This is a genomic window from Paraburkholderia sp. A1RI_3L (genome assembly GCF_048957895.1).
GTDB classification, from domain to species: domain Bacteria; phylum Pseudomonadota; class Gammaproteobacteria; order Burkholderiales; family Burkholderiaceae; genus Paraburkholderia; species Paraburkholderia kururiensis.
In genome coordinates this window covers 456,299-482,458 of sequence record NZ_JARCHA010000002.1, presented here as the reverse complement: position 1 = coordinate 482,458, position 26,160 = coordinate 456,299, and the positions used below count along the sequence as shown (strand labels likewise).

General features: G+C 61.4%; 24 protein-coding genes. 15 read left to right on the top strand and 9 right to left on the bottom strand.

Going from position 1 to position 26,160, the window contains the following annotated elements; all coding sequences use genetic code 11:
- Window positions 1–16: 16 nt before the first annotated feature.
- Window positions 17–952, bottom strand: coding sequence for a DMT family transporter (locus PXJ20_RS08280; RefSeq protein ID WP_421030942.1), 936 nt, complete (start codon window positions 950–952; stop codon window positions 17–19).
- Window positions 953–1,050: 98 nt separating this feature from the next.
- On the opposite strand from PXJ20_RS08280, the gene PXJ20_RS08275 reads away from it, so the two are divergent.
- The 3 genes from PXJ20_RS08275 to PXJ20_RS08265 all read left to right on the top strand — a co-directional run bounded on the left by PXJ20_RS08275 (window position 1,051) and on the right by PXJ20_RS08265 (window position 5,587).
- The gene (locus PXJ20_RS08275) at window positions 1,051–1,959 is read left to right on the top strand and encodes a LysR substrate-binding domain-containing protein (protein WP_026121599.1); all 909 of its coding nucleotides are present in this window, start codon (window positions 1,051–1,053) and stop codon (window positions 1,957–1,959) included.
- Window positions 1,960–2,986: 1,027 nt separating this feature from the next.
- The gene (locus tag PXJ20_RS08270; RefSeq protein ID WP_421057417.1) at window positions 2,987–3,301 is read left to right on the top strand and encodes a YHS domain-containing protein; all 315 of its coding nucleotides are present in this window, start codon (window positions 2,987–2,989) and stop codon (window positions 3,299–3,301) included.
- 42 nt (window positions 3,302–3,343) lie between these two features.
- On the top strand, window positions 3,344–5,587 hold the full coding sequence (locus tag PXJ20_RS08265) for a copper-transporting P-type ATPase (protein WP_421029739.1): 2,244 nt from the start codon (window positions 3,344–3,346) through the stop codon (window positions 5,585–5,587).
- Between the two features lie 106 nt (window positions 5,588–5,693).
- On the opposite strand, the gene PXJ20_RS08260 is transcribed toward PXJ20_RS08265, so the two are convergent.
- Both PXJ20_RS08260 and PXJ20_RS08255 read right to left on the bottom strand, forming a co-directional pair.
- On the bottom strand, window positions 5,694–6,296 hold the full coding sequence (locus PXJ20_RS08260) for an ANTAR domain-containing response regulator (protein ID WP_017774479.1): 603 nt from the start codon (window positions 6,294–6,296) through the stop codon (window positions 5,694–5,696).
- Window positions 6,293–7,480 (bottom strand): transporter substrate-binding domain-containing protein, encoded by a 1,188-nt coding sequence (locus PXJ20_RS08255; protein WP_421029738.1) that lies wholly within the window; start codon window positions 7,478–7,480, stop codon window positions 6,293–6,295. The genes PXJ20_RS08260 and PXJ20_RS08255 overlap by 4 nt, the downstream gene beginning before the upstream one ends.
- A gap of 403 nt (window positions 7,481–7,883) precedes the next feature.
- Here PXJ20_RS08255 and PXJ20_RS08250 point away from each other — a divergent pair, with 403 nt between their 5' ends.
- From PXJ20_RS08250 to PXJ20_RS08225, 6 genes are all read left to right on the top strand, one after another.
- The gene (locus PXJ20_RS08250; protein WP_026121364.1) at window positions 7,884–9,131 is read left to right on the top strand and encodes an urea ABC transporter substrate-binding protein; all 1,248 of its coding nucleotides are present in this window, start codon (window positions 7,884–7,886) and stop codon (window positions 9,129–9,131) included.
- An 82-nt stretch (window positions 9,132–9,213) separates the two neighbouring features.
- Entirely contained in the window at window positions 9,214–10,824 is a 1,611-nt protein-coding gene (urtB, locus tag PXJ20_RS08245; RefSeq protein ID WP_421029737.1) for an urea ABC transporter permease subunit UrtB, read from the top strand.
- Window positions 10,821–11,957 carry an urea ABC transporter permease subunit UrtC gene (urtC, locus tag PXJ20_RS08240; protein ID WP_421029736.1) on the top strand — a complete coding sequence of 379 codons (1,137 nt, stop codon included), beginning with the start codon at window positions 10,821–10,823 and terminating at the stop codon, window positions 11,955–11,957. The genes urtB and urtC overlap by 4 nt, the downstream gene beginning before the upstream one ends.
- Window positions 11,954–12,709 carry an urea ABC transporter ATP-binding protein UrtD gene (gene urtD / locus PXJ20_RS08235; protein WP_277596748.1) on the top strand — a complete coding sequence of 252 codons (756 nt, stop codon included), beginning with the start codon at window positions 11,954–11,956 and terminating at the stop codon, window positions 12,707–12,709. The genes urtC and urtD overlap by 4 nt, the downstream gene beginning before the upstream one ends.
- Before the next feature lie 2 nt (window positions 12,710–12,711).
- Window positions 12,712–13,416 (top strand): urea ABC transporter ATP-binding subunit UrtE, encoded by a 705-nt coding sequence (gene urtE, locus PXJ20_RS08230; protein WP_421029735.1) that lies wholly within the window; start codon window positions 12,712–12,714, stop codon window positions 13,414–13,416.
- Window positions 13,417–13,477: 61 nt separating this feature from the next.
- Window positions 13,478–14,473, top strand: a complete 996-nt coding sequence (locus PXJ20_RS08225; RefSeq protein WP_421030941.1) for an acetamidase/formamidase family protein — start codon at window positions 13,478–13,480, stop codon at window positions 14,471–14,473.
- Between the two features lie 229 nt (window positions 14,474–14,702).
- Here the strand turns inward: PXJ20_RS08225 and PXJ20_RS08220 are convergent, their stop codons facing one another.
- Entirely contained in the window at window positions 14,703–15,644 is a 942-nt protein-coding gene (locus PXJ20_RS08220; RefSeq protein WP_421029734.1) for a LysR substrate-binding domain-containing protein, read from the bottom strand.
- Window positions 15,645–15,725: 81 nt separating this feature from the next.
- Here PXJ20_RS08220 and PXJ20_RS08215 point away from each other — a divergent pair, with 81 nt between their 5' ends.
- On the top strand, window positions 15,726–16,124 hold the full coding sequence (locus PXJ20_RS08215) for a nuclear transport factor 2 family protein (protein ID WP_421030940.1): 399 nt from the start codon (window positions 15,726–15,728) through the stop codon (window positions 16,122–16,124).
- Window positions 16,125–16,257: 133 nt separating this feature from the next.
- On the opposite strand, the gene PXJ20_RS08210 is transcribed toward PXJ20_RS08215, so the two are convergent.
- Window positions 16,258–16,671 (bottom strand): winged helix-turn-helix transcriptional regulator, encoded by a 414-nt coding sequence (locus PXJ20_RS08210; RefSeq protein WP_421029733.1) that lies wholly within the window; start codon window positions 16,669–16,671, stop codon window positions 16,258–16,260.
- Between the two features lie 92 nt (window positions 16,672–16,763).
- Between PXJ20_RS08210 and PXJ20_RS08205 the strand changes: the two genes are divergently transcribed.
- Window positions 16,764–17,717 (top strand): aromatic alcohol reductase, encoded by a 954-nt coding sequence (locus PXJ20_RS08205; protein ID WP_421029732.1) that lies wholly within the window; start codon window positions 16,764–16,766, stop codon window positions 17,715–17,717.
- A 237-nt stretch (window positions 17,718–17,954) separates the two neighbouring features.
- Here PXJ20_RS08205 and PXJ20_RS08200 read toward each other — a convergent pair whose 3' ends face one another.
- From PXJ20_RS08200 to PXJ20_RS08185, 4 genes are all read right to left on the bottom strand, one after another.
- Window positions 17,955–19,046, bottom strand: coding sequence for a porin (locus tag PXJ20_RS08200; RefSeq protein ID WP_421029731.1), 1,092 nt, complete (start codon window positions 19,044–19,046; stop codon window positions 17,955–17,957).
- Window positions 19,047–19,290: 244 nt separating this feature from the next.
- Complete coding sequence (locus tag PXJ20_RS08195; protein ID WP_421029730.1) at window positions 19,291–20,412, bottom strand: 2,3-butanediol dehydrogenase; 1,122 nt, start codon at window positions 20,410–20,412, stop codon at window positions 19,291–19,293.
- Window position 20,413: 1 nt separating this feature from the next.
- The gene (locus PXJ20_RS08190) at window positions 20,414–21,724 is read right to left on the bottom strand and encodes an MFS transporter (protein ID WP_026121369.1); all 1,311 of its coding nucleotides are present in this window, start codon (window positions 21,722–21,724) and stop codon (window positions 20,414–20,416) included.
- Between the two features lie 18 nt (window positions 21,725–21,742).
- Window positions 21,743–22,276 carry a 2,4'-dihydroxyacetophenone dioxygenase family protein gene (locus tag PXJ20_RS08185; protein WP_017774494.1) on the bottom strand — a complete coding sequence of 178 codons (534 nt, stop codon included), beginning with the start codon at window positions 22,274–22,276 and terminating at the stop codon, window positions 21,743–21,745.
- A 177-nt stretch (window positions 22,277–22,453) separates the two neighbouring features.
- Between PXJ20_RS08185 and PXJ20_RS08180 the strand changes: the two genes are divergently transcribed.
- From PXJ20_RS08180 to PXJ20_RS08165, 4 genes are all read left to right on the top strand, one after another.
- A complete protein-coding gene (locus tag PXJ20_RS08180; protein WP_199540292.1) occupies window positions 22,454–23,419 on the top strand; it encodes a helix-turn-helix domain-containing protein in 966 nt (321 codons plus the stop codon).
- Between the two features lie 675 nt (window positions 23,420–24,094).
- On the top strand, window positions 24,095–24,556 hold the full coding sequence (locus PXJ20_RS08175; RefSeq protein ID WP_421029729.1) for a hypothetical protein: 462 nt from the start codon (window positions 24,095–24,097) through the stop codon (window positions 24,554–24,556).
- Window positions 24,553–25,113, top strand: coding sequence for a hypothetical protein (locus PXJ20_RS08170; RefSeq protein ID WP_126876722.1), 561 nt, complete (start codon window positions 24,553–24,555; stop codon window positions 25,111–25,113). Before PXJ20_RS08175 ends, PXJ20_RS08170 begins: the two co-directional genes overlap by 4 nt.
- 279 nt (window positions 25,114–25,392) lie before the next feature.
- The gene (locus PXJ20_RS08165) at window positions 25,393–26,151 is read left to right on the top strand and encodes a hypothetical protein (protein ID WP_421029728.1); all 759 of its coding nucleotides are present in this window, start codon (window positions 25,393–25,395) and stop codon (window positions 26,149–26,151) included.
- Window positions 26,152–26,160 lie beyond the last annotated feature (9 nt).

Sequence of the window (26,160 nt, the reverse complement as noted above, 5' to 3'; positions counted from 1 at the left end):
TATTTCATCGAAGCATTCATACGACACTGCGGCCCTGACCGGTTGCCTTCGCCGGACCGCGCGCCGCGGCTGCGCGTGGTTGCCGGCCACGTTGCAGCAGAAACACACCACCGAGGATTGCGCCCATCGCGAACAGTTCGACTGCGCCGATCGGTTCTTGCGCGAGCCACGAACCCATCAGCAACGCAACGACCGGCGGAATGTACGTCACGCTGGACGCCGCCACTGCTCCGAGCCGTCCGACGATGAAGTAATAAAGCATGTAAGCGATCCCGGTGCCCGTCAGACCGAGTCCCAGCACGAGGCCGAGCAGCGCTCGCGCATCGCCGGTCACACGCACGATGCCGTGGAAATCTGTGACGCAGCCGATCAGGACCAGTGCGAAGCCGATCTGCCACGTCGAGAGGGCGAGCGGTGAGAGGTCCAGGCCGGAAAGAAAGCGGCGCGCGTACACGAACGAGCAGCCCACGCTCAGCGAGCCGGCGATCATATAGCCGACTCCGAGGAGGTTGACGCCAGCCGCGTGCGCATTCCACGGACGCGCGATCAGCAGTACGCCGACGAATCCGCAGACGATGCCCGCGATCATTCGCGCGTTCGGGCGCTCCTCACGCAGCAGCGCCCATGCGCACAGGAAGGAAAAAAGCGGGATGGCGCCGCTTAGCATCCCAGCAATGCTCGAGAACAGCAGGCCGGCTCCCTTCGCGAATGCGTAGTAGTAGATCACCGTCGCGAGCAGGGACATCACCACGAAATGGTGAGCGTGCCGGAGATGGCGCCATTTGAGTGCCTTACTGAAAAGCGCGACGGCCAGCAGCGGGATAAAGCCGAAAAGCACGCGCAGAAACACGATCTGGCTGGCAGCCAGATCGACGCTCGCCCACTTCATGAACAGGAAATTGGTGCCCCAGATCAGTCCGAGGGCGGCGAAGGCGAAATAAGCGGGGTTCATGACAGCGCACCGGAAAGCGGATGAAGTCCTGATTGTGTTCGGCACGGTCATGCGCTACAAATGATTTAATGTCGACTATGGAATAGAAAAACTGAGTTATGGGATTGACTCCTCCACTGAAAGCCCTACCTGCATTCGAAGCTGCCATGCGGCTCGGCAGTTTTACTCTTGCATCCCGGGAACTGAACGTGACGCCTGGTGCGATAGGGCAGCAGATTCAGAAGCTTGAGGAATGGCTCGGCGTTGCCCTGTTCGTACGCCAGATACGGCAGGTAACGCCCACAGAGGATGGTCGCGCCTACTTCGCGCAGATTCAACCCGCCTTGGCCGACCTCATTCATGCGAGCCATCGCATTCGTGAGCGTCGCGGTAGCGGCGTGCGGTTGTCGATGCCGCCGAGCTTCGCTGCCAAGTGGTTCGCCCCACGCATGGCCGACTTCCTGCAGGCAAACCCCGGGATTGCGCTGAGCCTGAGCACATCGACAACGATGGTCGACTTCGAACTGGATGGAGTCGATCTCGCGGTTAGGCATTTCGACGGGATGGATGCACGACTATCCGTTCAACTACTGTGCCATGACGAGGCCCGCGCGTATTGCCATCCGGCATACGCGAAACAGCGCCGATTGAAGCGCCCCGACGATTTGCGCACGGCGACACTGCTCCATAACACGCTACACCCGCACTGGGCCGCGTGGCTTGCTCGATTCAGCGGTCTCGACGGTTCGCGGATTGAAACCATTACCGGTATCAGGTTCGACCAGTCGTTGATGGCGATCGACGCCGCAGTGCGCGCGCAAGGCGTTGTGCTTACCAGCCCCCTGCTGGTAGAAGCGGAACTGGCTCGTGGAGAACTGATCGAGCCATTCGATAATGCGCTGGCGTTGGACGCCGGATACTACCTCGTCCATCCCGCCAGTGCCGGAACCAAACAGGCGGTTCAATTGCTCAAGGCGTGGTTTATCGGCAGCATCGCTGTGGGATGTGCGCGACGTGGGGGCATTTAGTCGTCGAATTATCGTCTAAATGGCTGCTGTCGGCTCTAATGCCGACGCCGGATAATGCGATTCCGACCGGCAACAATGGATCGATTTCCGACGTCCGCCGTCTCCCTCCTCTCCGATGACGTGCATGCGGCCCAGGTCCTACACTTGCCCGGCTTGATCTTCGTCAAGTGGGTGTGGCCTCACGCTCACACAATGAAAACCTGATTCTCGCGGGGGCGCCAGGCGTGACGTATGCGTGGCCGATTGTTCCGCGAATGCTGACCAGCGTATCGACCTTTCCCGGCTGTCGTGGTGGCTGCATTTCCTGCTGCCTGTCCTCTTCAATGGATCCGCAAGTAAGGGCCGACGCAAACGTGAGGCGTACCTTGACCTTCCTGCGATGGGAAGGCCCAGCATGCGTTCATTTTTTCCGGGACAGACACAGCGATGCTTCGCTTGCCCGCATTTCTGATCGCCGTTCTGCTGGTCCTGATTCTGCCGATTCGGCTGGCGGGAGCAGCGACGTTGTCTTGCGATATGGAAGCGGGGCCAAGACCGATGAGCAGCGGTCATCACGTCGAACTGCGACATGGCGACATTGCGCGACAAGGCGCGTCGAACACGTCCGACGCGATCCGCATGCATAGCTCGACGCGCGTGAGACATGCGACCGTCCCATGCGGAACGTGTTCTTCGTGCTCTACCGGTGCATTTGAAGCAGGTCCCCGCTTCGCACCACCCGGCGTTAAAGCGTTCATGTTTTACACGGCCCGTCCCACTTCCGATCCCGAGTCGAACTTTCTGACCGAAGGTATCGATCGTCCTCCTCGCGTTTCTCTCGCGTAACGCCGTCAGCCAGCCCTTGTGTCTAAGGTCGTCCTGGCTGCTCAAACCGCCGTATAGCGCATGGCGTGCATACCCATGCGCCGGATCCGGCACGAAACGATCTTCATCGATCGTCAACCCGATCCGTTCGGACTATGGAGCATGCCTTCCGGCAACGCGTGTCTGGGTGGTGTGTGTCCAATCAGAATTGGAGGAAATCAAAATGAACTGGTTATCGCAGAACGGGTACTGGATCGTCCTTGCCCTCGTCATGTTCCTGATGATGCGGCGAGGTGGAATGGGATGCGGCATGGGGACAGGCCGCCATGCACCGCGCGAGGACAACTCGCATCACGACAGCGACGGCGCCGCGTTGCGTGATCCGGTCAACGGCCACCCGGTAGATCGGGTCCACGCGTTGACGACCATTTTCGACGGTCGCACGTACTACTTCGAATCGGAAGCGTCTCGCGAGACGTTCAATCAGGATCCGCAGCGGTTTGCCGGCGGCATGCACCGCCGTCATCACGGCTGTTGAGCCGAATCCAGAATCCACATTGTTCATCGAGGGGAGATCGCGATGGATACAGCAACTCATGCGGCGATTTACACGTGCCCGATGCACCCCGAAATCGAGCGCCCGTCGCCAGGTGCATGCCCGAAATGCGGTATGGCGCTCGAGTTGAAGACGCCGGTATCGAGCCACACCGAATGGACATGCCCGATGCACCCGGAGATCGTTCGCCCGGAACCCGGCGCCTGTCCGAAGTGTGGAATGGCGCTCGAACCACGCGCCGCTCACGCCGACGAAGAGCGAAACCCCGAACTGGAATCGATGACCCGGCGTTTCTGGGTGAGTGCCGTCCTGACCGCGCCGCTGCTCGCGTTGACCATGGCGGGCGACATTCCTGCCATGCACCTCGGCTCGCTGCCCGGCGCATCGTATTTTTCCTGGATCGAGTTTGCACTCGCGACTCCAGTGGTGCTGTGGGGCGGCGCTCCGTTCTTTGCCAAAGGCTGGCAATCGGTCGCGACGTGGAATCTCAACATGTTCACGCTGATCGGGCTCGGTGTAGCGGTGGCCTATGCCTACAGCGCGGTCGCGCAGATCGCGCCGGGACTTTTTCCGCCCGCGTTCCGGCATCCCGCCACCGGCCACGTCGCGGTGTATTTCGAGGCCGCCGCGGCGATCGTGACGCTCGTACTGCTCGGCCAGGTGCTCGAGTTGCGCGCGCGGAGCAGCACCAACGCGGCAATCCGCGCGCTGCTCGGCATGGCGCCCAGGCTGGCTCGGCGGGTGGGAACCGATGGCAGCGAAACGGATGTTCCGCTGGAGCAGATTCAGGTCGGCGACCGGCTGCGGGTACGGCCCGGCGAAAAGGTGCCCGTCGACGGCGTGGTGCTCGAAGGACGTTCGTCGGTCGACGAATCGATGATCACCGGCGAACCCATCCCGGCGGAGAAAATCGCGGGCGACAAGGTGGTGGGTGCGACGGTGAACGGCAGCGGTACGCTGATCATCGAGGCACAGCGCGTGGGGGCCGACACGCTGCTGGCGCAGATCGTCCAGATGGTCTCCGAAGCCTCGCGCAGTCGCGCGCCGATCCAGCGCCTGGCCGACGTCGTAGCAGCGTACTTTGTGCCGGCCGTGGTGCTGGCCGCCATCGTGACCTTCGCCGTTTGGGCCGTGGTCGGACCGGCACCCGCGATGACCTATGCAATCATCAATGCCGTCGCCGTGCTGATCATCGCCTGCCCCTGTGCGCTGGGGCTGGCCACGCCAATGTCGATCATGGTGGCGAGTGGGAAAGGCGCCACGGTGGGCGTGCTGTTCAGGAACGCGGAAGCGATCGAAACGCTGCGCCGCGTCGATACCCTGGTGGTCGACAAGACCGGCACCCTCACGGAAGGGCACCCAAGCCTTCAGGAGGTGCTGCCAGCGGCCGGGTTTCTCGCCGATGACGTGCTGCGTTTATCCGCCAGCCTGGAGCGCGGCAGCGAGCATCCGCTTGCGGCTGCCATCGTGCAGGGCGCGCAGCGCAAGGGATTGGCGCTGGAGCATGCGGAGGCGTTCGAATCGGTGCCAGGAAAAGGCGTGAAGGGCCGGGTCGAGGGCCATCCTTGCCTGCTGGGCAACATGGTCTTGCTGACGGACGAGGGCGTCGACACGTCGGCCCTTGCCGGGCTGGCCGAAGCACAGCGCGCGCAGGGGCGCACCGCGATGTTCGTCGCGATCGACGGAAAGCCGGCTGGTCTCGTCTCGGTGGCCGATCCGGTCAAGGCCACGACACCTCAGGCGATTCGCGACCTGCACGACGAGGGATTGCATATCGTGATGCTGACCGGGGACAGCGAGACAACCGCAAAAGCCGTCGCACGGACCCTTGGCATCGATGAGGTCATTGCCGGCGTGCTGCCCGATCAGAAGGCGCTCACGATCAAGCGTTTGCAGTCGGAAGGACGATTCGTAGCCATGGCCGGTGACGGCGTGAACGATGCGCCTGCACTGGCTCAGGCTCAAGTGGGCATTGCCATGGGCACGGGCACCGACGTGGCCATGGAGAGCGCCGGGGTCACGCTGGTCAAGGGAGACCTGCGCGGCATCGTGCGCGCCCGGCGCCTGAGCCGAAGCACGCTGCGCAATATCCGCGAGAACCTGTTCTTTGCCTTTGTCTACAACGTGCTGGGCGTGCCGATTGCCGCAGGCGTGCTCTACCCGGCCTTCGGCATCCTGCTGTCGCCAATGATCGCCGCAGCGGCCATGTCGTTCAGTTCGTTCTCGGTCGTGAGCAACGCTTTGCGGCTGCGGCGGGCACGCATTTGAGCGTCCGGCGCGATGTCGATCGGGTACAGAGGTGATTTGCTCGGAAACCTGACTCGGCCGGGGCCGTCTTGTCTCAAGACAAAAGGCAATCCCGGCTCGGCGAGTGTTAGAAACTCAGGGTCTCGTACGCCTTCACGATGTCGCCAGCCACCGTCTCGATCTGTTCGCGTTTGAGCATGGCCTGCGAGCGCAGCAGTTGATACGCATCTTCTTCGGACATGCCGCGCGACTCCATGACGATCCGCGTGGCCTGGCGGATCACGAGGACCTTCGCCTGCTTCTGCTCGAGCCGTTCTATGTATCGCTCACGCGCGCGGGATGCCTTGAATTGCGTGAGCGCAACGGCAATAGCGGTCAACAACCCGAACGAGCGTACCGGCGAGGGAATCGTTGCGAACGCATTCAACCGTAGTACCGCTTCGATGGTGATCGGATTCTCATACGTCACGACCGGAATCACCGGCGGTGACGCACTGGATCCAAGCCACGGATAATCGACCGACAGCGCCTCGGGACGAATCGCCATGATGACGAGATCGGTGTTGCACGGCAGGGTATCGAGGCGCGGCCAGCATACTTCCACGCCGCAGCCAATGCGCTGAAGCTGCGCGAGTAGCTCTTCGCAATCCTGATCCCGCGGATGAATCACCACGACTTTTAGCGAACGCAGGTCGCGTAGGATCGTCGGCGTCTGCGCGGTCCGCTTCATCGATCGGCTCCCGTGCGTGCGAGTTCAGGATGCGCTTGCGCGGTCCACGCCGGCGTGCTGTGAGAAACGACATAAGGATCCGCCTTCACGCGTTCGGGCGCGCGCCCGATGATATCGAAGCGGCCACGCGCGTCGACTCGCCCGATTTGCGGATGCAGGTAGGTGTGGTTGTTGTGCTCGTCAATGCGGACGCGGCCTTGTGGAGCGTCGAATTCGAGTCCGGGCAACACACGCAGCAACAAGGTGGGGTCGTCCGAGCCGACGCGGCGGATCGCATCCGCGAGCAGATGCATCTGGAAATAGGAGGCTTCCCAGCACATGTTGGTCGGCTGATTGTCGCCGAAGCGGGCCTGATAGCGGGCAACGGCGCCGAGGTTTGCGGCTGTATCCACACTCTGGAAGTAGGTGGCGGAGGTGATGTGCCCTTCTGCGAGGTCGTGTCCCATTAGCGCAATTTCGGCTTCACTCGTCATATGGCTGGCGATAGGCGTGCGGTACGGATCGAGCCCGACCTGCGCAAATGCACGGTACAGATGCGGAATGCCTTCGCCCACTACCGTGGAGAAAATGAAGTCTGGGGCGAGTTGCTTGATCCGCCTCGCTGCATCCAGATAACTTTCCCACGGCGCGTCGAGCGACAGATAGGTTTCATCCACCTTTTCTCCGCCCCGCTCGAGAATCAGATCGCTCATCACGCGATTCGACTCGTAGGGGCACACGTAGTCCGAACCGATCATGCTCACGCGTGAGCCAAACTGCGTGAGCATGAAACCGGCGAGGGGTAGCGTGTTCTGATTGGGCGCCGCTCCCGTGTAGATCACATTGCGGCTGTACTCGAAGCCTTCATACGGTGTCGCGTAGAAGAGCAGCGCATTGTGCCGTTCGACAATCGGAATGACCGCCTTGCGTGTGCTGGACATATAGCAGCCGACGATCACCCTGACCCGATGTTCGAGAATCAGTTGTTCGGCGAGATCGGCGTAACGCCAGGGCTGGCATTGTGGATCGAGGCAGACGAGTTCGATCTCGCGTCCCGACACGCCTCCTGCGCGATTGATCTCCTCCACCGCGAGCATGGTGGCTTGCAGTTGAGTGAGCTCCGCAGCTGAAGTTGTACCTGAGCGTGAATACAGGACGCCAATTCTGATTGGCTCCGAGGCAAGGCCGGCGTCAATACGGGTCATTCGTCAAAACCGATGGTCGCTACGTTTGGGAAGTGCGCTGTTTGTGCGCGCGGCACGCGACTGGTGCGCACGAGCACTGCCACGGTGCGGCGCTGGGCGCATCAGCGGCGCAGACTGCTTTATTTATGATGCCGTCCGCTTTATCAGGAACGCAACTGATCAATTTGCATCCGCCGCGCAAAAGGAATTTGCGGCAGCTGTTCTCGCCAACCGTAAATTCTGGCATAGCCATTGCTAATAGAAGTGCGTCGACCCGTCGTGCAAAACGGGGACGTACAGCATCCATTTAGCTGTTCGAGACAAAGGCGTCTTGAGCGGCACCGGCCAAAAAAGCCCGAAACCAGCTTGTCTGGTTTCGGGCTTTTTGCGTTTGCGATTTCTAATCCATGTCGGAGTGAAGCAAATGAAAAGACGTACTTTCCTGTCGGCAGTCGGCTCCGGATTGGTGAGCGCTGCGGGTGCTGCGCTGCCTAAGGCTGCGTTTGCCGCGGGTGCGGGCGATCCGATCAAGCTCGGCCTGTTGTTCTCGCAATCGGGCACGATGGCCAACGGCGAGTCGCTGTTAAAAGATACGGCACTGATGACGATCGATCAGATCAACGCCAAGGGTGGTGTGCTCGGGCGCAAGCTGCAAGGTGTCGTTGTCGATCCGGCGTCGGATTGGCCCATGTATGCACAGCTCTCCAAGCAACTGATCCTGCGCGACCAATGCGCGGCACTGTTCGGCTGCTGGACGTCGGTGTCGCGCAAGTCGGTGTTGCCGGTCGTCGAGTCGCAGAACAGTCTGCTGTTTTATCCGCTTCACTTCGAAGGCGAAGAGCAGTCGAAGAACGTTGTCTATCTGAACTCGCCGCCGAGCAGTTCGGTGCTCCCGGCTATCGATTACCTCATGAGCGAGCAGGGCGGCGCTGCCAGACGCTTCTATATGATCGGCAGCGACTACGTGTGGCCGCGCACGATCAACAAGATGCTCAAAGGCTATCTGAAGACCAAAGGCATTCCGGACTCGGCATGGCGCGAACATTACGTTCCATTCGGGCAGTCGAATTTCCAGACCATCGTGCGCGACATCAAGGACTTCGCCGCGCAGCCTGGCGGCCAGGCCATCGTCGTGATGACCGTGGTGGGCGATTCGATTCCGGCGATGTTCAAGGAAGCGATCAATCAGGGTGTGCGCGCAACTGATATTCCGATCCTCGGCCTGGACGTGGTGGACAGCGATCTCGAAGGTCTCGATACCACGCCACTGGTTGGCCACCTCAGTTGCTGGTGCTATTTCCAGAACGTCGATACGCCGCAGAACCGGCAGTTCAAGAGCGACTGGAAGAACTATGTCGGCGCACACAACCTGAAGCATCGACCGGACATGGTGATCGACCCGATGGTGTCGACTTACCTGGGCATCCATCTCTGGGCGCAGGCCGTGACGAAAGCGCACTCCACCAGCACGGACGCGGTGCGCAAAGCGCTTGCAGGGCAGTCCATGGTCGATCCGGCGGGTTACACCGTGAAGATGGATGCCTCCACGCAGTACCTGTGGCGCGGCGACATGATCGGTTCGATCAATGCCAAACAGGGCTTCGACATTTTGTGGAAGTCGAAAGACATCGAGAAGCCGGTGCCGTTCAGCCCCTTCATCGGTAAGGCTTGACAGTCCCTGCCGCAGAGACTGGCAGTTGTGGGATCGGCGTGCGCAAGCATGTCGATCCCTGCAGGATCGAATGGAAATACCCATGATCAATTTCAGGCAGATCTTTTGCACGATCGTTTGTCTCGCGCTTGTCTGGGCCAGTGCCGCGAGCGCCGCACCGGGCCGCGCCGCGATACTCGCGTCGTTCTGCGCGACGAACGGCGATAAGGCCGCTGCACTGGAGCAACTGGTGGAAGCCGGCGTGTCCGATGACACGCACGAACGTGCGTGGGCACGTCAGATTGTCGATGCGATTCGCAACGGTGCGCTGGCGTGCGGCGCCGACGGTCAGGTTACGCTGCAGGGACACCCCGCGCTCGATGGCGTGACTCTCCAGTTACGCGTCAATGCGTCAACGGATTCGCCCTATGTGCCGAGCATCGTGATGATGCGCAAGCTCGTGGTGGCGTCGGCGGAAATGGACCTGTTCTCGTCGCGACGGGACACTCGCGCGGCGGCTGCGCGGCAAGTCGACAAGTTCTTTGCCTTGCTCGACCCCGCCGTCGTCGCACGCGCGGTCAAGGCACAGCGTGACCCGGATATCGCGACCACTCTCACGCTGGCATTGGCCAAGCGCGGTCTCAACAGCAATGTGAAGGCCGACCGCCTGGCGGCGATCAACGCTGTGGCCGAGGTGCCGAGCGAGACCGCGCGCACTGCGCTGACGAACTTCGCGGCGGAGGACTCCGTGCGCTCGGACCCGGACGTGCTCGCCGCGGTGCAGAGAGCGATTCGCCACATGGACACGTGGCTGTCGCTTGGCAAGGGCTTGTCGATCCTGTTTAGCGGCTTGAGCTATGCCGGCGTGTTGTTGTTGACGGCACTCGGCCTGTCGATCGTATTCGGCCTGATGGGCGTGATCAATCTTGCGCATGGCGAATTCATCATGATCGGCGCGTACGCGACGTATCTCGTCGAACGTTTCATGCAGGCGCATCTGCCAGGTTGGTTCGACGCCTACATTTTTGTTGCGATTCCGGTGGCATTTGTGATCTGCGCCGCGTGCGGCATGTTGCTTGAATTTCTCGTCATCCGGTTTCTGTATCGCCGGCCGCTCGAGACGCTGCTCGCTACGTGGGCGGTCAGTATCGCGCTGATCAAGCTGATTCAGGTGCTGTTCGGCTCGCAGAACGTCGAGTTCATTACGCCGGGCTTTCTCAACGGCGGCATGCAGGTTGCGCCCGGCTTTTTCGTGACCTGCAACCGCGTGTTTGCCATCGCGCTAGCGGTGCTGATCTTCGGCGCGACCTTCGCCGTGGTTCGCTTCACGAAGCTTGGTTTGCTGATGCGCGCCACGACGCAACTGCGGGACATGGCGCGCTGCCTCGGCGTGCCCGCCGAGCGCGTTGATCGCATCGCGTTCGGGCTGGGCGCTGGGCTCGCGGGGCTGGCCGGCGTGGTGTTGACGCAGATTGCGAGCGTCAATCCGTCGATGGGCACGGGTTTCGTCGTCGACTCGTTCATGGTGGTGGTGCTCGGCGGAGCGGGCAGTCTCGCGGGGACAGTCGCGTCGTCGCTCGCGCTCGGCGAAATCAACCAGTTCATCGAACCGTTCTACGGAGCCGTTGCCGCCAAGGTGGCCGTGCTTCTGCTCATCGTGCTGATTATCCAGAAGCGCCCGCAAGGACTTTTTGCATTGAAGACCCGCGTATGAATACGTTTCCCGATCCGCGTACCAGCAGGAAATTCACCTTGTCGGCGTTCGCAACGAAATGGATGGGCCAGTCCGTGGAGGTCGGCATCGTGCCGTTGCTGGTCCTGCTGGCGCTCTATCTGCCTTTGGCCTATTTCGTGATTCCGGAGTCGAATGCGCTGCATCTGTCGCTGTTCGGCATCAACCTGATCGGACAGATCATGTGCTTCGCGCTGCTCGCGCTGGCACTCGATCTGGTGTGGGGTTATGCCGGCATCCTGAGCCTCGGGCACGGCATCTTCTTCGGAATAGGCGGCTACATGATGGCCATCTATCTGCTGAACGGCGCCTATGCCGACACGCACGTCTTGCCGGACTTCCTGCAATACATGGGGGCGAGCGACTTTCCACCGGTATGGAAGATGCTCTCGCGACTCGATGTGACGATCATCGTCACCGTCGTCGTAACCGTGCTGATTGCGGGCACGTTCGGTTTCGTTACGTTTCGCTCGCGCATCAATGGCGTATATCTGTCCATCATCACTCAGGCGCTGACTTATGCGCTGATGCTGCTCCTGTTCATCAACGACGTGGGTCTCGGCGGCAACAACGGCATGACCGGTTTCACGAGTCTCGCGGGCCATCAGCTTGCCGATACCTCCACACAGATCGCCCTCGCGGTGTGTTCGTGCCTGCTGCTGGTGGCGGCGTATATCGGCGTGCGCTTTCTCGCCCGCTCCAGTTTTGGCAGGGCGCTAATCGCGGTGCGCGACGACGAAGCAAGGATGCGGTTTCTCGGCTACCGCACGCATACGCTGAAGCTCTTCGCGTGGTGTCTCTCGGCGGTGCTCGCCGCGTTTGCCGGGATGCTGTACGTGCCGCAGGTCGGCATCGTCAACCCGACTATCGTGTCGCCGCAACTGTCCGTCGAGATCGCCGTGTGGGTGGCCATTGGTGGGCGCGGCACCCTGATCGGCGCAATCGTGGGCGCTATCGTGGTCAACGGACTCAAGTTCTGGCTGACGGCGCAACTGCCGGCGCTGTGGCCGTTCATTCTTGCTGGCGTGACACTCGTGATTGTCGTGTATTTCAGCAATGGCCTGTGGGGCGCGCTCAAGGCTACCGGCCCTGAAAACAACGGGGGCAGCCAATGAACCAGCCACTGCGTGCCACCGCCGTCTACATCAGCGGGCTGTGTGTGACGTTTTCCGGTTTCGCGGCGATCACGAACCTGTCGATGGAGTTTCGATACGGCGAGATTCGCGCCATCATCGGCCCGAACGGTGCGGGCAAGACGACCTTGATGGACGTCATCACGGGAAAGACCCGGCCGGTGTCCGGTGAAGTGTTTCTCAACAAGGTCACGAACCTTGCGGCGCTCGACGAAGCATCCATCGCGCGCCTCGGCATCGGCCGCAAGTTCCAGAAGCCAAGCGTGTTTGAAGCGCTGCGGGTCCGCGAGAACCTCGAACTGGCGATTCGCAATGGCCGCGGCTATGCGGAGATGGTTCGCTCGCGCCTCGGCCCCCAGCAGAACCGTCGTATCGACGAAGTACTCGAGACGATCGGTCTGGAGCATGAAGGGCGCCGCCTGGCCGGCACACTGTCCCACGGCCAGAAGCAGTGGCTCGAAATCGGCATGCTGCTCGTCGCCGATCCTCACGTGATCCTGCTCGACGAACCTGTTGCCGGCATGACCGACCACGAAACCGCCCGCACCGCCGAACTGATCTCGCGTCTCAGGTCGCCGGACCGGGCAGTGGTGGTGATCGAACACGACATGGATTTTGTCGGTGAAATCGCGGACCTCGTCAGCGTGTTGCATGAAGGAAAGCTGCTCGGAGAGGGATCGATGGAGAGCGTGCGCAATGACCCACGCGTGATTCAGGTTTATCTGGGACGGTAGGCATGCTGAAGATTTCCGCACTCAACCAGTTTTACGGCAGCAGTCACACATTGCGCGACGTGTCGCTGAACGTGGCCGACGGCGCTTGCACGGTAGTGCTCGGCCGGAATGGGGTGGGTAAGACGACGCTGCTGAAGTGTCTCGTCGGGTTGCTGCCTGTCAAAGGCGGTGAAATCGAACTGGCGGGGCAGACGCTTACGCGCACGCCATCGCATCGGCGCGCGCTGGCGGGTCTCGGCTACGTACCGCAAGGACGCGAGATTTTCCCGCAGCTTAGCGTCGAAGAAAACCTGCGTATCGGTGCCTACGCGGGCGAACGCAATCAGACCGCGAGGGGCAAGCAATTTTCTTTCGACGATGTCTTTCAAACGTTTCCTGTGCTGAAGACGATGCGCCGGCGCATCGCGGGCAATCTGTCCGGTGGACAGCAGCAACAGCTCGCGATTGGCCGGGCGCTTCTGACCAATCCGAAGCTGCTGATTCTCGATGAGCCGACCGAGGGCATTCAGCCGTCGATTGTGATGGAGATCGAGGCGGTGATCCGTTCGCTGAAAGGATCGCTGTCGATCCTGCTGGTAGAGCAATTTTTTGATTTCGCGCAGGCGGTAGCCGACGACTATGTCGTGCTGGTACGAGGCCAGGTTGTATCGGCGGGGCCTCGTGACCAGATGGAAGCCAATAACGTCAGAGCGCTAATTTCAGTGTGATGCGGCGCCCAGCCAGGCACGCTTTCACTTCGACAACCCACATTCGAGCAGGAACCCCATGATGAAATGGCTAGAACAATCGATCATGCACACGCGCGGCGTCGCACGCGGCGAGGTTCGCGTAACGCATGAACTCAGTGAATCCCGTCAGGGCACATTTCACTACACCATCGGGCCGTACTCCGCGCCGGTGATGAGCATTGCGCCGGGCGACCGGGTGGTGGTTCAGACGCGCGATGCGTTTGACGGCAAGATCCTCACGGAACGGGATCTGCCCAGCCAGAAGCTGCGGGTGCCGTTCCTGAATCCGCAGAGCGGCCCGATCATGATCGAAGGCGCGGAGAAGGGCGACGTGGTGGCAGTGTATATCGAATCGATGCTGCCGCGCGGCGACAACCCTCGCGGCACCTGCTGCCTGATTCCGCGCTTCGGTGCGCTGACGGGTACGGAATACACCGCGACGCTCAATGAGCCGCTGCCCGAGATGACCCGCAAGATCGATGTGGACGAAGAAGGCGTCTACTGGAGCAAGCGCGTGACGCTGCCGTACAAGCCGCATATCGGCACGCTGAGTCTGTCGCCGGAAATCGACTCGATCAATTCGCTCACGCCGGACAACCACGGCGGCAATATGGACGTGCCAGACATGGGGCCCGGCAGCATCACTTATCTGCCGGTGCGTTCCGCCGGTGCGCGGCTCTTTATCGGCGACGCGCACGCCTGCCAGGGCGACGGCGAAGTGTGCGGCACCGCTGTCGAATTCTCCAGCACGACCACGATTCACGTCGATCTGATCAAGGGTTGGCCTATCGAGTGGCCGCGCCTCGAAACGGATGAACTGCTGATGGCAATCGGCAGCGCCCGCCCGCTCGAGGACGCAACACGCATCGCCTACCACGAACTGGTGCTCTGGATGGAGAAAGAGTACGGCTTTGACCGCTGGGATGCCTACATGATGCTTAGCCAGTGCGGCAAGGTGCGGCTCGGCAATTTCGTCGACCCCAAGTATTCGGTTGGCGCGGCGATCAGCAAGAAATATCTCGCACCGGCCGCCTGAGGAGACGCCATCGTAGACTTGAAACTCAAGGGTTTGAAGGCGCTCGTAACCGGCGGCGCCAAGGGTATCGGCCGCGTGATGATGCCGCTGTCGAACAGGCGGTGGCCGACATCGCGCAGGTCGCGGGTGGCGCGGTGAAGGTGCGGGGCGCCCCGTTCAACGTTTCGGATGGCCCGGCGTTACAGGCCTCGACGCGCGATGCCGCGGCGCAACAGGGCGGCATCGACAATCAGTCTTCCTGTGCAAGCCGAAACAGGACGTCAGCGAGGGCGCGGATTTTGGACTGTGCGGCTCGTTGAGACGGATAGACGAGGAAGTACGACAAGCCGTTTTTCGCCACATCGACAAAAGGCGTCACCAGTGTCTCCGCCCGCAGGCGGTCCCTCGCCATCCGGGGATCGCCTATTGCCACGCCATGCCCCTCCGCCGCAGCGGTGAGCGTCAATTCGAGAGTATCGAAAACGAGTCCGCGGTTCGCATCGATGTGGCTTGCCCCCACGCTTTCCAGCCAGCATCGCCACTCCTCATGGCCGTGCCCGGGATGAAGCAATGTGACATGAGCAAGGTCGTCTGCCGAGCGCAGCGATGCGGTCATTTCGCGTGTGCACATCGGGGTGAGTTGCTCGGCAAACAACGGAACCGCGTCCATTCCCGCCCACTGCCCGGTTCCACGAACAACGATGGCGTCGACGTCTGGCGTGGTGAAATCCGGCGTGTCGTCCGCCGATGTGGAGAGGCGGAGTTCCGTTCCAGGCAACGCGTGATTGATGTCTGCCAGCCGTGGGAGCAACCAGCGAATCGCGAACGTGGAGGGCAACCGCAGGGTGACGATAGACGCTGTCCTCGCGTGCATGTCTGCGTGTTGGACCAGTTGCGTGAGTACGCTTACGGCCACGGTCAACAGTTCGCTTCCTTCCGCTGTCAGCGTCAGCCCCGACGCATGGCGCACGAAAAGTGCACACCGGTAGTGCGCTTCCAGTTGCTGGATCTGACGACTCACCGCGCCCTGCGTTCGACACAGATGGTCCGCGGCTTTGCTGACGCTCCCGAGTTGCGCCGCGGCGACGAATGACTGGAACGCTGTCAGCGACGGCAGCGCCCGCGTCAGGTCGGCCAATGGATATGCATGCGCTGCATACCCGGGTTGTGGATTTTTCGATTGTTCGGTCATCGGTGCATCGCTATCGTGCCTGTATCGGATGCGCGTCCGCTCGAACGCGCGGAGTGGTCAACGAATGATCGGAGAATGAAGATGACCTCATCGTCGGAAGCACTATACACGCGGCAGGTTCGCAACTATCTCGGGGAACTGGAGCGCGGCGATGTCGCGGCGATCTGTGCGTTGTTCACGCCGGACGCCCAGATCTTCTCGCCGTTTCTCGGCTGGATGCGCCCTGTGCCATTCTTTGCGAAGGTTAATGCCGCGTCTGGAGAAAGCAGAATCACGCCTATCGACATCTGTGTGAGTACAATGGGGGCCCGACGTGCGACCGGTTACTTCGTCTATGACTGGGGGTTAAAAGATGGGTCCGCAGTGCGTTTCGAGTGCGTCGATGTTTTCGAATTCGACGACGATGGACTCATCGAACGGATGATCATCGTCTACGATACCCATCCCATTCGCAGTACGGTAGGCGACAAATATGCGTAGCCGTATAGATATGGCTCGATACCGAAGGCTGGCGTTTGCGAAGGGTTGCGTCGACCTTGATCGCCACGCACCCAGAGGCTCCAATCCTTCTTCCGGCCAGGGTGGTAGGGAATGCGAATCAAAACCCGGCAAGCTACGAGTTCGCGTCGGGGTGCTGTCTATCGAAATTCTGCCTTGCTTCTCGAAAGAGGTCTGCATTCTCGACGATCCAGGTCCACAGCGGGACCATGCGAACGAGCAGTTCCATGCCCGTGTCGGACAGCTCGTACTCGACCCTGGGGGGTATCTCGTCGAAATCATGACGGAGCACCAGGCCGTCACGCTCGAGCTGTCGTAAGGTGCGCGTCAACATACGTTGAGTAACCCCGTGCATGCGCCGGCCGATTTCTGCATGGCGCAGTCTGCCGTACACGCCGAGCGTGTGGACGACACCAAGCGACCAACGGTTTCCGGTATGGGCGAGCACCTCCCGCCGCAACCCATCATCATCGTCTCTCAGGCCGTCACAAACGGTCTGCGAATATTTGAGAAGTTCGTCCCGGCCCAACTATCTGGCTCCCAGTATCACGCGTGTGCCTTCTTTCATACACGTCCATGCATTGCTAGACTGCCGCAACGCATTCCTTGGCAGGCTAGACAATGAACCAGACAGATCCTGATGCTACGTCTCAAAACATTCTCGTGCTCGGTGCCGGCGAACTCGGCCTCCCGGTGCTGCGCAATCTTGCGCGTCGCGCGAAGGACGTGGATGGCGCGAAGATCAGCGTGCTGCTGCGCGCAAGTGCCGTAGAGTCCAGTGCGAGAGGCAAGCGACAAGATATCGCGGAGATCCGAGGTCTGGGGATCGAGATTGTCGTAGGCGATCTTGTGAAGAGCTCCATCGACGAGCTTGCCGAAGTATTCACACGATATGACACGGTAATCGGTTGCGCGGGCTATGCAGCCGGAATCCACACGCCAATGAAGCTGGCGCGGGCGGCCTTGCAGGCGCGCATCCCGAGGTACTTCCCATGGCAGTTCGGGGTCGATTTTGACGTGATCGGTCGCGGCAGTCCGCAGGACATCTTCGATGCACAGCTTGACGTGCGCGAATTGCTGCGCAGTCAGCACCAGACCGAGTGGGTCATCATCTCGACGGGCATGTTCATGAGCTACCTGTTTGAACCGGACTTCGGTGTTGTTGATCTGCAAAACGACGCAGTCCACGCCCTGGGCAGCCTCGACACCGCTGTAACGCTGACGACGCCCGATGATATCGGAGCCCTGACTGCCGAGATCGTGTTCGCCCAACCCCGTATCCGGAACGAGATCGTGTATCTGGCCGGTGACACCGTGACTTACGGAGAGGTCGCCGACAAGCTGCAAGCAGCGCTCGGCCGCCCCTTCAGCCGTTCGGAGTGGAGCGTGCAGTATTTGCTGGATGAACTGGCGCGCGACCCGCACAACATGATGCGTAAGTATCGTGCGGCTTTTGCTCAAGGGCGCGGTGTCGCATGGGACAAGAGTGGGACGTTCAATCAACGCCACGCTATTCCGGTCACCGACGTCGCATCGTGGATCAATGCAAACCTTGCTTCGGGCCGCTGCGAGTAATCGTCAGTCCGACCATCCTTTCAACCGCACGTACCGTTTTCCGGGGATAGCCGAACCGCGTGAAGCGGCACGTTTTCAAGGGATCCACGCGAGATATAGGCCGCGAGTACGGGGCGTCGTTCATCGACGCGTAGGCCGAATCGAAGTCGGTACCCATTCGCTTCTGAGGGCGTAGCGCCAACGTCAAGCCCGCCTGGGACGACCCGGGCGGGCATTTCCGTCAAACGGTGCGGCGCGTCAGAACCGCGTACTGAACCCCACCCGCGCGATCGATTGCACCGCGCCGCTCGCCGCGCCATTGGCATCCATCACGCCATTGATCTGCGCGTTGCTGCCATGGCTCGCGCGCTGATGCACGCCCGCGACGTACACCATCGTGCGTTTCGACAGCCAGTACTGGACGGCGGCCAGGACCTGGTGCGCATGTGCGTTGTCGAGTGTGTCGTTACCCTTCATGTACGTGTAGCTCGCGCCGATCACCCAGACCGGTGATGGATGCCACGCGGCGCCGGCCTCCGCCGACCACGCGCCCGCGCCGTTCCACGCGTTGTGCACGGTCGTGAAGAGCGCTTTCGCGGTGACCGTACCGAGCGTGTAGTGCGCCCCTGCGCCCCAGTTACGCACACTCGTGGCCGGCATCCCGTCCGTCGCGCCGTATTTCTGGTTGGTGTAGGCGGCGCCCGCGCCGAACGGGCCGTTGTTGTAGCTCGCGCCGACGCTGACCGTGTTGTTCGCGCCGACCGATCCCGCGACGTTGCCGAAGCCGTACAACGCGCCGAAGGTCAGCCCCGACAGCGACGCGCTGGTGTACTTCATGGAATTCGCGACGCGGTTGCTGCCCGCGACGCGGTCCCAGTCGAACGCGCCGGTCGCGTTGTTCGGCAGCGCGAGCTTGTCGAACGGCCCGTTGCGAAAGCCGTACAGCCCAACGAGATCCTGCGCGATCTCGTTGCCGCTCGCGGCCAGTGCATCGACCATGAACTCGTACTGGTTGCCGAGCGTCAGCGCGCCGTAACGGTCGTTCTGTAACCCGACATAGGCCGTGCGCGCGAACAACCCGCCGCCGATCATCGAACCGTTCGCGAGCGAGAACTGATTGACGAGCCGGAAGATCGCGCGCGTGCCGGCGCCGAGATCTTCCTTGCCCTCGAAGCCGAGCAGGTTCGGGAAGAATATGTTGTCGTCGAATTTCGCATTACCGTGGCCGCCTTCGTTGCTGACATAGCTGATGCCGGCATCCAGCAGCCCGAACATCGTCACGCTGCTCTGCGCGAACGACACGGCCGGAATCGTGCAGGCCGCGAGGGCCAGCAGGGTCTTTTTCGTCATCTCCAATGTGCTCCTCACATGTTTCCGGTCATGCCGGAATATTTTTGATTGGACTACTGATTAATACGAAGATAATGAATCGTCGAACTGGCAATTCGATCGCGTCCGGCACGGAACCGGATCGGACTCGCGCGGGTACCGGCGTGCAGTTCATGCGCCAATGTCCGCGCGTGTCGGGCGCTAGACCGTCGAATACCCGCCGTCCACCGGCACGATTGCGCCCGTGACGACGACGGTCTTGGCGTCAAACGACCAGGGGCGGCTCATGTTCGATACTCCCGACGGTGTGATGCGAGCGCGCATGCTGGCGCGGTGGCGCGACCAGGATCTTGATCTGCGCGCGATCGGCGAGCAGTGCGTCGAAGCCGTCGGCGACGGCGTCTTCGAGCGAGACGGTGCGCGTGACGATCGAGGTGAGATCGAGCGCGCCTGACCCGATCAGGCGCAGCAGGTCTTCGTACACGTGCCGGTAGCCCACGCTCGCGGTGAAGGTCAGCTCGTCGTTCACCGCGCGGAATGCATCGAAGCCCGCGTGCGGCATCAAGCCGACCATCACGAGGCGACCGCCCTTGCGCAGTCCCTGCATTGCCGCCTCGAACGTGGCCGGCAGGCCGGCCGCCTCGAAGCTCACGTCGACGCCGAGCCCGCCTGCCGCTTCGCGGATCGCGTCGCGCAGTACCGGCGCGTCGAGCGAGCGCGCATCGAACGTGTGCGTCGCGCCGAAACGCGCCGCCGCGGCGAGCCGCTCGGGCGACACGTCGACCGCGACGATGGCCGTCGCGCCCTGCAGCTTCGCGAGCATGATCAGCAGCAGACCGATCGGTCCGAGCCCGAACACCGCGCAGGTGTCGCCGAGCCGCAGCTCGCCGCGCCGCAGCGCGTGCAGCGCGACGGCGGCCGGCTCCATCACCGCGGCCTGCTCCAGACTGACGTCATCGGGCAACCGGTGCAGCATGTAGGCAGGCACGACTGCAAAATCGGCCATCCCGCCATCGCCCATCAGGCCGGCGAAGCCCATCGAGACGCACAGGTTGTACGACCCCGAGCGGCAGTACGCGCACTGGTGGCAGTGATACTCGGGCTCGACCGCGACGCGGTCACCGGGGACGAGCGTCGTGACGCCCGCGCCGACTTCGACGACGGTGCCGCAGAACTCGTGGCCGAGCGTCAGCGGCGCGGTGCGGCCGGACAGCGGATGTGGCGCGTCGACGGGAATCGCATGCGGGCCGTCCGCGTATTCGTGCAGGTCGCTGCCGCAGATGCCGCAATACGCGACCGCGATGCGAACCTCGCCGGGTCCGGCGCGCGGCGTGTCGAGATCAACGAGGCGAATGTCGCGCGGGCCGTGCCATTGAAGTGCACGCATGTCAGCGTCCTCCCAGATTTTGGGTATCGAAACAGGGGGCGGCGCCGTCGAGCGCGCGTTTGCGCAGCACGGCGGGCGCGGTTTCGACGAGACCGAACGACAACACGCACGCGAGGATCGCGCCGGCGGCCGATGTCCACATCGCGAATTGAAGGCCGTACTTGTCGGCCGCGAAACCGGCGACGGTCGGCGCGACGAAGCCGCCGATCAGCTCGCCCGCACCCATGATCAGGCCGAGCGCGCTGGCGATCGCGCGGGGCGGCACGGTTTCGGCCGGAATCGTCGCCATGAACAGCGTGAAGCAGCCGAGGCCCGTGTACGTGGCGAACACGAGCGCGCCGAGTGCCCACAGCGAATTCACGTGGATCATCACGATCGGGCAGGCGGCGGCGATCAGCGCGAACACGACCATCGTCGGCTTGCGGCCGATCCGGTCGGAAATCGCCGGCACCGCGAAGCCCCAGAACACCCACGCGGCGCCCAGGCAGGTCATCACGACGCCCATGTTTGCCGGGGACAGGTGGCGGCTCTCGACGAGAAAGACCGGCGCGAACGAGATGATCACGACGAACCACGTGAGGAAGAAGCAACTGATGAGCACACACAGCAGGACGTTGCGTTCCTTCAGCAGTGCCCAGCGATTGATCGCCGCGCCGCCGGCTGGCGGTGCACCGTGCGGGGCCATGCTGTCGGCCTGCGCGTTTCGCACGCCGCCGGGCGGCACTTCGCGCACCCAGCGCCAGATGCAGAACGCGATCAGGAAGCCCGGAATGCACGACACGTAGAACGCCTCGCGCCAGCCATAGGCGGTCGCGATGCCGATCACGACCGGCGGGCCGATCATTGCGCCGAGCAGGCCGGCGGCCGAGCCTTGCAGCAGGCCCATGTTCAGCCCACGGCGGCTCGGTGTCGAACTCTCGACCATCAGCGATTGCGACAGCGGCAGCACAGGCCCTTCGGCGATACCCATCAACGCGCGGAACGCGATCAGGCTCGCGAAGCCGCCGACGAGCCCCGACAGCGCCGAACATACGGAGAAGCCGAGCACCGCGGCGACCAGCAGCGGCTTGCGTGTGCCGCGCGCATCGGACCATGCGCCGGTCGCGGCGCCCGACAGCGCCCACGTGAGCGCGAGTGCGGACGACACCATGCCGAGCTGCGTATTCGACAGGTGCAGTTCGGCCGACATGAATGGGAACAGGAACGACAGCGCGAGGCGGTCGAAGAACACGAAGCCGAAGGTCATGAACAGGATCAGCAGCACCCTGTTCTCATACGTCCACGCCAGTCTGGGGGAAGGTTGGGGTGTCATGGGCGGCCTCGTCGCGTGTCAGCGGAACAGCTTCTCGATCGCTTGTGCGCCGAGGCCCACCTTCTCGTAATGCGCCTTGCACATCGCGATGTACGAATGCACGTCGAAGTAGCCGTCGGGGTTGCCTTCGTCGTCGAGCCAGATCAGTGGGCCTTTGACGATGAAGAACGCGCGCATCGGTTCCGGGTGGTCGAACGCGACGAGCGTGTGGCCCTCGCCGGGCGTTTCATACACGAAATCGCCGCGCGTCGCGGTCCATTCGTGCTCCAGGTATCCCCATTTGCCCGACAGCGTGTAAGCGAAGACCTCGTGTGGGTGGTAATGCCGGTTCACGAGCCCGGCCTTCTTCGCCATCAGGATGTCGCACCATTTGTTCTGCGACGGCGAGATCCACAGCGGCCGCGACGAAACCGTTTCGGTAAACGGAACGTAATAGCGCTCGTCCTCGGTGGCCGCGTTCTGGATATAAGCCTCCGGCAGCGCATCGGGCTTGAACGGATTGGCAATCGGCGCGATGCCTTGCCAGAATTCGGATACGGCTTTGTCGACCATGGTTTGTCTCCTTGTGGTTAGGTGTCGTGGGGTCGACTTTAGCCAGCCGGTGCGCGCCGCTTTTGACTGGGCCGGACGAAATGCTTGATCCGGCCGGACATCGCACCGCAACAACAACCAGACGCACCCTCTCCCAATCCGTGCCGCTCCGCACGACGGGTGCCCGCAGGAGGCGACGTGACGAATTCGACCGTTCTTTCATGCACGCGCGGCTCGACGGCCGACGTGCCGGTGTGCGACCGGATGGCGTACTGGGAGGCGATATGTGCTCAGACACTCGTCGGCCTGCGCTGCTCGTCGCTGTCGCCGGCGGGGCTCGAAGTGGAGAAGACCGACATTGCGCTGCCGGGCCTCGGCATCGCCGACATCAGCGGGCAGGATCACGTGATCGAACGCAGTCCCGCTCTGGTGCGCCAGTTGCCAAAGGAGTCGCTGTTTGCGTGCCAGATCCTGAACGGGCGTGCGTATTTCATCCAGTACGACCGCTGCCTGCTCGTGGAAGCCGGCGACGTCGTCGTGTATGACACGCGTGTGCCTTATCTTTTCGGATTCCTGACGCCGATGCGGCAGCTGCTGATCGACATTCCGGTCGCGACGTTCGACGAGCGCTTCGACGCGGGGCTGCCCGCGCTACCGCTGCGGATCGCCCCAAAGCCGGGCGCGGGCGTGATGCTCGGCACGGCGCTGCGCGCGGGTGTGGAGCGGTTCATGAAGGCGCCGGTCGAAGGTGACGCCGCGCGCTTCGTCGAACACACGCGCACGCTGGTCGCGGAACTGATCGATGCGGAAGTGAACGGCGCGGGCACATCACGCGCATCGCTGTCGTACCTGCTGACCGCGAAGCAATACATCGCGACGCACCTCGGCGATCCGGAACTCGCGCCGCAGGCGGTCGCCGATGCGGTCGGGCTGTCATTGCGGCACCTGAGCCGGCTCTTTGCCGCCGAAGGCGAGTCGATCACGCAGCACATCTGGGCCGAGCGGCTGTCGCGCGCGCACCGCGAACTGGTCGATGCCCGACTGCGCAAGACGAGCATCGGCGAAATCGCGTTTCGCTGGGGCTTTTCAAGCCAGGCGCACTTCAGCCGCGCGATTCGCGAACGCTACGGTGCGTCGCCGATGGCGCTGCGCGAAGCCCGTTGAAGCAGCGAAACCGATGCCAATGCGGGACGTGATTCACGCGCCGCTTTCGTTTTCATCGCGCTTCCGTTGCGGCGGGCGCGTCGCCGCGTCACCTGCGCGAGCATGAATTTGGCGCAGCGCTGCGCAGGGGTGATCGTCGGCGCGTTTGCGGTGGTGGGTGCGGACGAAAACCTGGATTACCTGGGATTAAGGACGCTCGGTATCAATTCGACGCGGACCAAACCGACGCAGCGGGTCTTTGGAAAGGGATTCCTCGAGCCAGTGAGGTGTATTACAACAGCCCGCTAGAGCGGTATTGCCGATCGATACAGATCCAACGTTGCGCGGCAAGCAGCCGTCTTCAGTGTGGCGAAGAGGCCTGGTCTCAGAGGTGTGACGGTATACGAACCGCAGAAAACGGCCGTATACGTCAGAAATACCGTCACTTGGTGGCGTTCGTAGCGAGACAGCGGTAGACGATGGCGGGAGGGGGGCGTCTGCCGGTTTGCAAAGTCCGTTCGTCGAACCATTCCTGCCCTTAAGCTAGTTCCGACTAACGTCATAACCGCGCTCCAAAGCGGCAGCTGAGCCTCAGCCCGCTGGAGAGCCGGGCAGGTCACCAAGAGGAGCCATTCGACAGTACCGCTCGGATCGCCGACAATTGCACGATTAGTATGTTTCTGGTCAGGTCCAGTGATGGAGAAAGCGGTGTGGGGGCTGATCATAGTAGCCATCGTTTCGTGGGGGATATGCTACATATACTCGACCAACATTATCCACTTCGGATGGATCGGAACCCTGTTCGCATCGACGGCAGGCTTGATCGCGACGATATCGAGCTATCACACGGAAGACGTAGCTCATACGCGCGGCGGCACCATATACAAAGCAGAATCACCAATCAAATTTCTGTTGATTTATGTTTTGCTCGGATTACTACTCGCCGCTTTTTTGCTTATGAGCATCCTCGGTAGCTTGGGGAAATTTGAGAGCAACGGCCATAAGCACTCGCTGACTGAACCACACTTCAGCGGATCGTGGCCCGCGCTTGGACTAACGGAGGTGACCCGTCGCGCAGGGAAGAACAAATCTGCTGTTAAAGAATTGGCGGATGGCTGTCGTAAGACAAAAATAGTGAGAGAGAACAACAGAACATGAAAAACTTGATGCGTGGTCTTCGTTTTTTGACTTCGATTACGATTTCGCTCTTTTTTCTTTCTATAGCGCCGAAGTGTCTCGCGTTCGACGAGTGGGGCTTTAAAAGTGGAACACTTAAAGCTGAGATCGAGCAGACTGCGCGATCAGGCGGTGGAAGCATTTCACAGTCTGGTGATGCGACAACCGTTGCACGATTCGATCCTGTCAATGGTCAAGCATCAATATTCATCTTGCGATTCTGTGACGATCGCCTAACTAGTGTTTTGAAAACGGAATCATTCACTCCGACAAAGTTAATTGATTTGCAATTTGATCTCGTGAAACAACACGGAAGTCCGGTGCTGTCAGCGCAAGATAAATCGATAAAAACAAAGATGGGTGCCTTCGTTTCCCGCGAGCTGGATTACACTTGGGAACTAGCGAATGATAAGACTCAAATTATAGCAACTGTGCCTATCTCCTCACCTTTTCAGATCAATCCCGGCCTTTCCGTGGTTCACAGTGACTCGTCAGTATGCTTGAACCGGGACGGAGAGCGACCAGCGGTCAATGAGTGACGCAACGAATTTCGACGGTGACAGATACTTCATTGTTTCCGCTTAGCGGTTGCCGACCGCCCGATTTAGGTGGTGGCTACCTACGAGGTGCAAATGGCCGCTATTAGCAGGCTCGAAGGTCTCTTCCGGGTCGGCGGCTGTCTTCGGCGTTGCGTTTTCCGGCAGTGCTGCGCGCGTATCATCGTTGGGTCAAGCTCGGCTATCTTGCGACTTTCGACAGCGTGGCTAGAATCGTCGACAATCCACAGACTTACCGTTGGTGGGAATCGAAAGCAACTGATGAAGAACAAACGAAATCTCGCTCGCCTTGCTCTATGCGTGTTTTTCCTGGCCGCGACCTCGTTGGCACTTGCTGGATGGTACGACATTGACAACTACGCCGGCACGATCGGTAGCCTGCCTATTCATGTGTCGTTGCAGACCTACGATGATGTCCACCGTGACGAGCCAGGACAGCGGCGCGTCGACGGCAGTTACTATTACGATACCCACCGCATTCCGATTCCGTTGCAAGGGAAACGCCAACCCGATGGAACGATACAGTTGTGCGAAGCAAACGCGCCAACTTCCTCGGCAGATTCACCCACCGTGCCGGCCGCTTCGGCAACGCACCCCGTCCCTTGCCCTATAACGTTGAAAATAATTGGTACTGGGGCATCCGGCGAGTGGCGCGACGACAAACGCGTTCTACCGATCGCGCTCCATCAGGTCGGAAGTCTCAACGACACCGGCCTGCAGCCTGTTCGATTAGACGGTGTCGTTGAAGTCCCAATGTGGTATCACACAAAAAATCATCTATTGCTCGGTGTCTATGATTCTTCCAAGGATTGCCCGCTGTCAATGGCCCGCTTGCGACTCGTCAATCTCAGAAGTGGACGAATCGACAAGGAAATGAAATTTCCCTGTGGCACGGGCGTCGTGTCCACCCCTATCTTCGGAAACGTCTATCGTGCGGGTCCCCCCCGCCATGTGACCGTCATGTTTCAGGGCGGTTATCATGGGATGGGCGACGACCGGGACGTTGCAGTCGAACCATAAATCTTCACC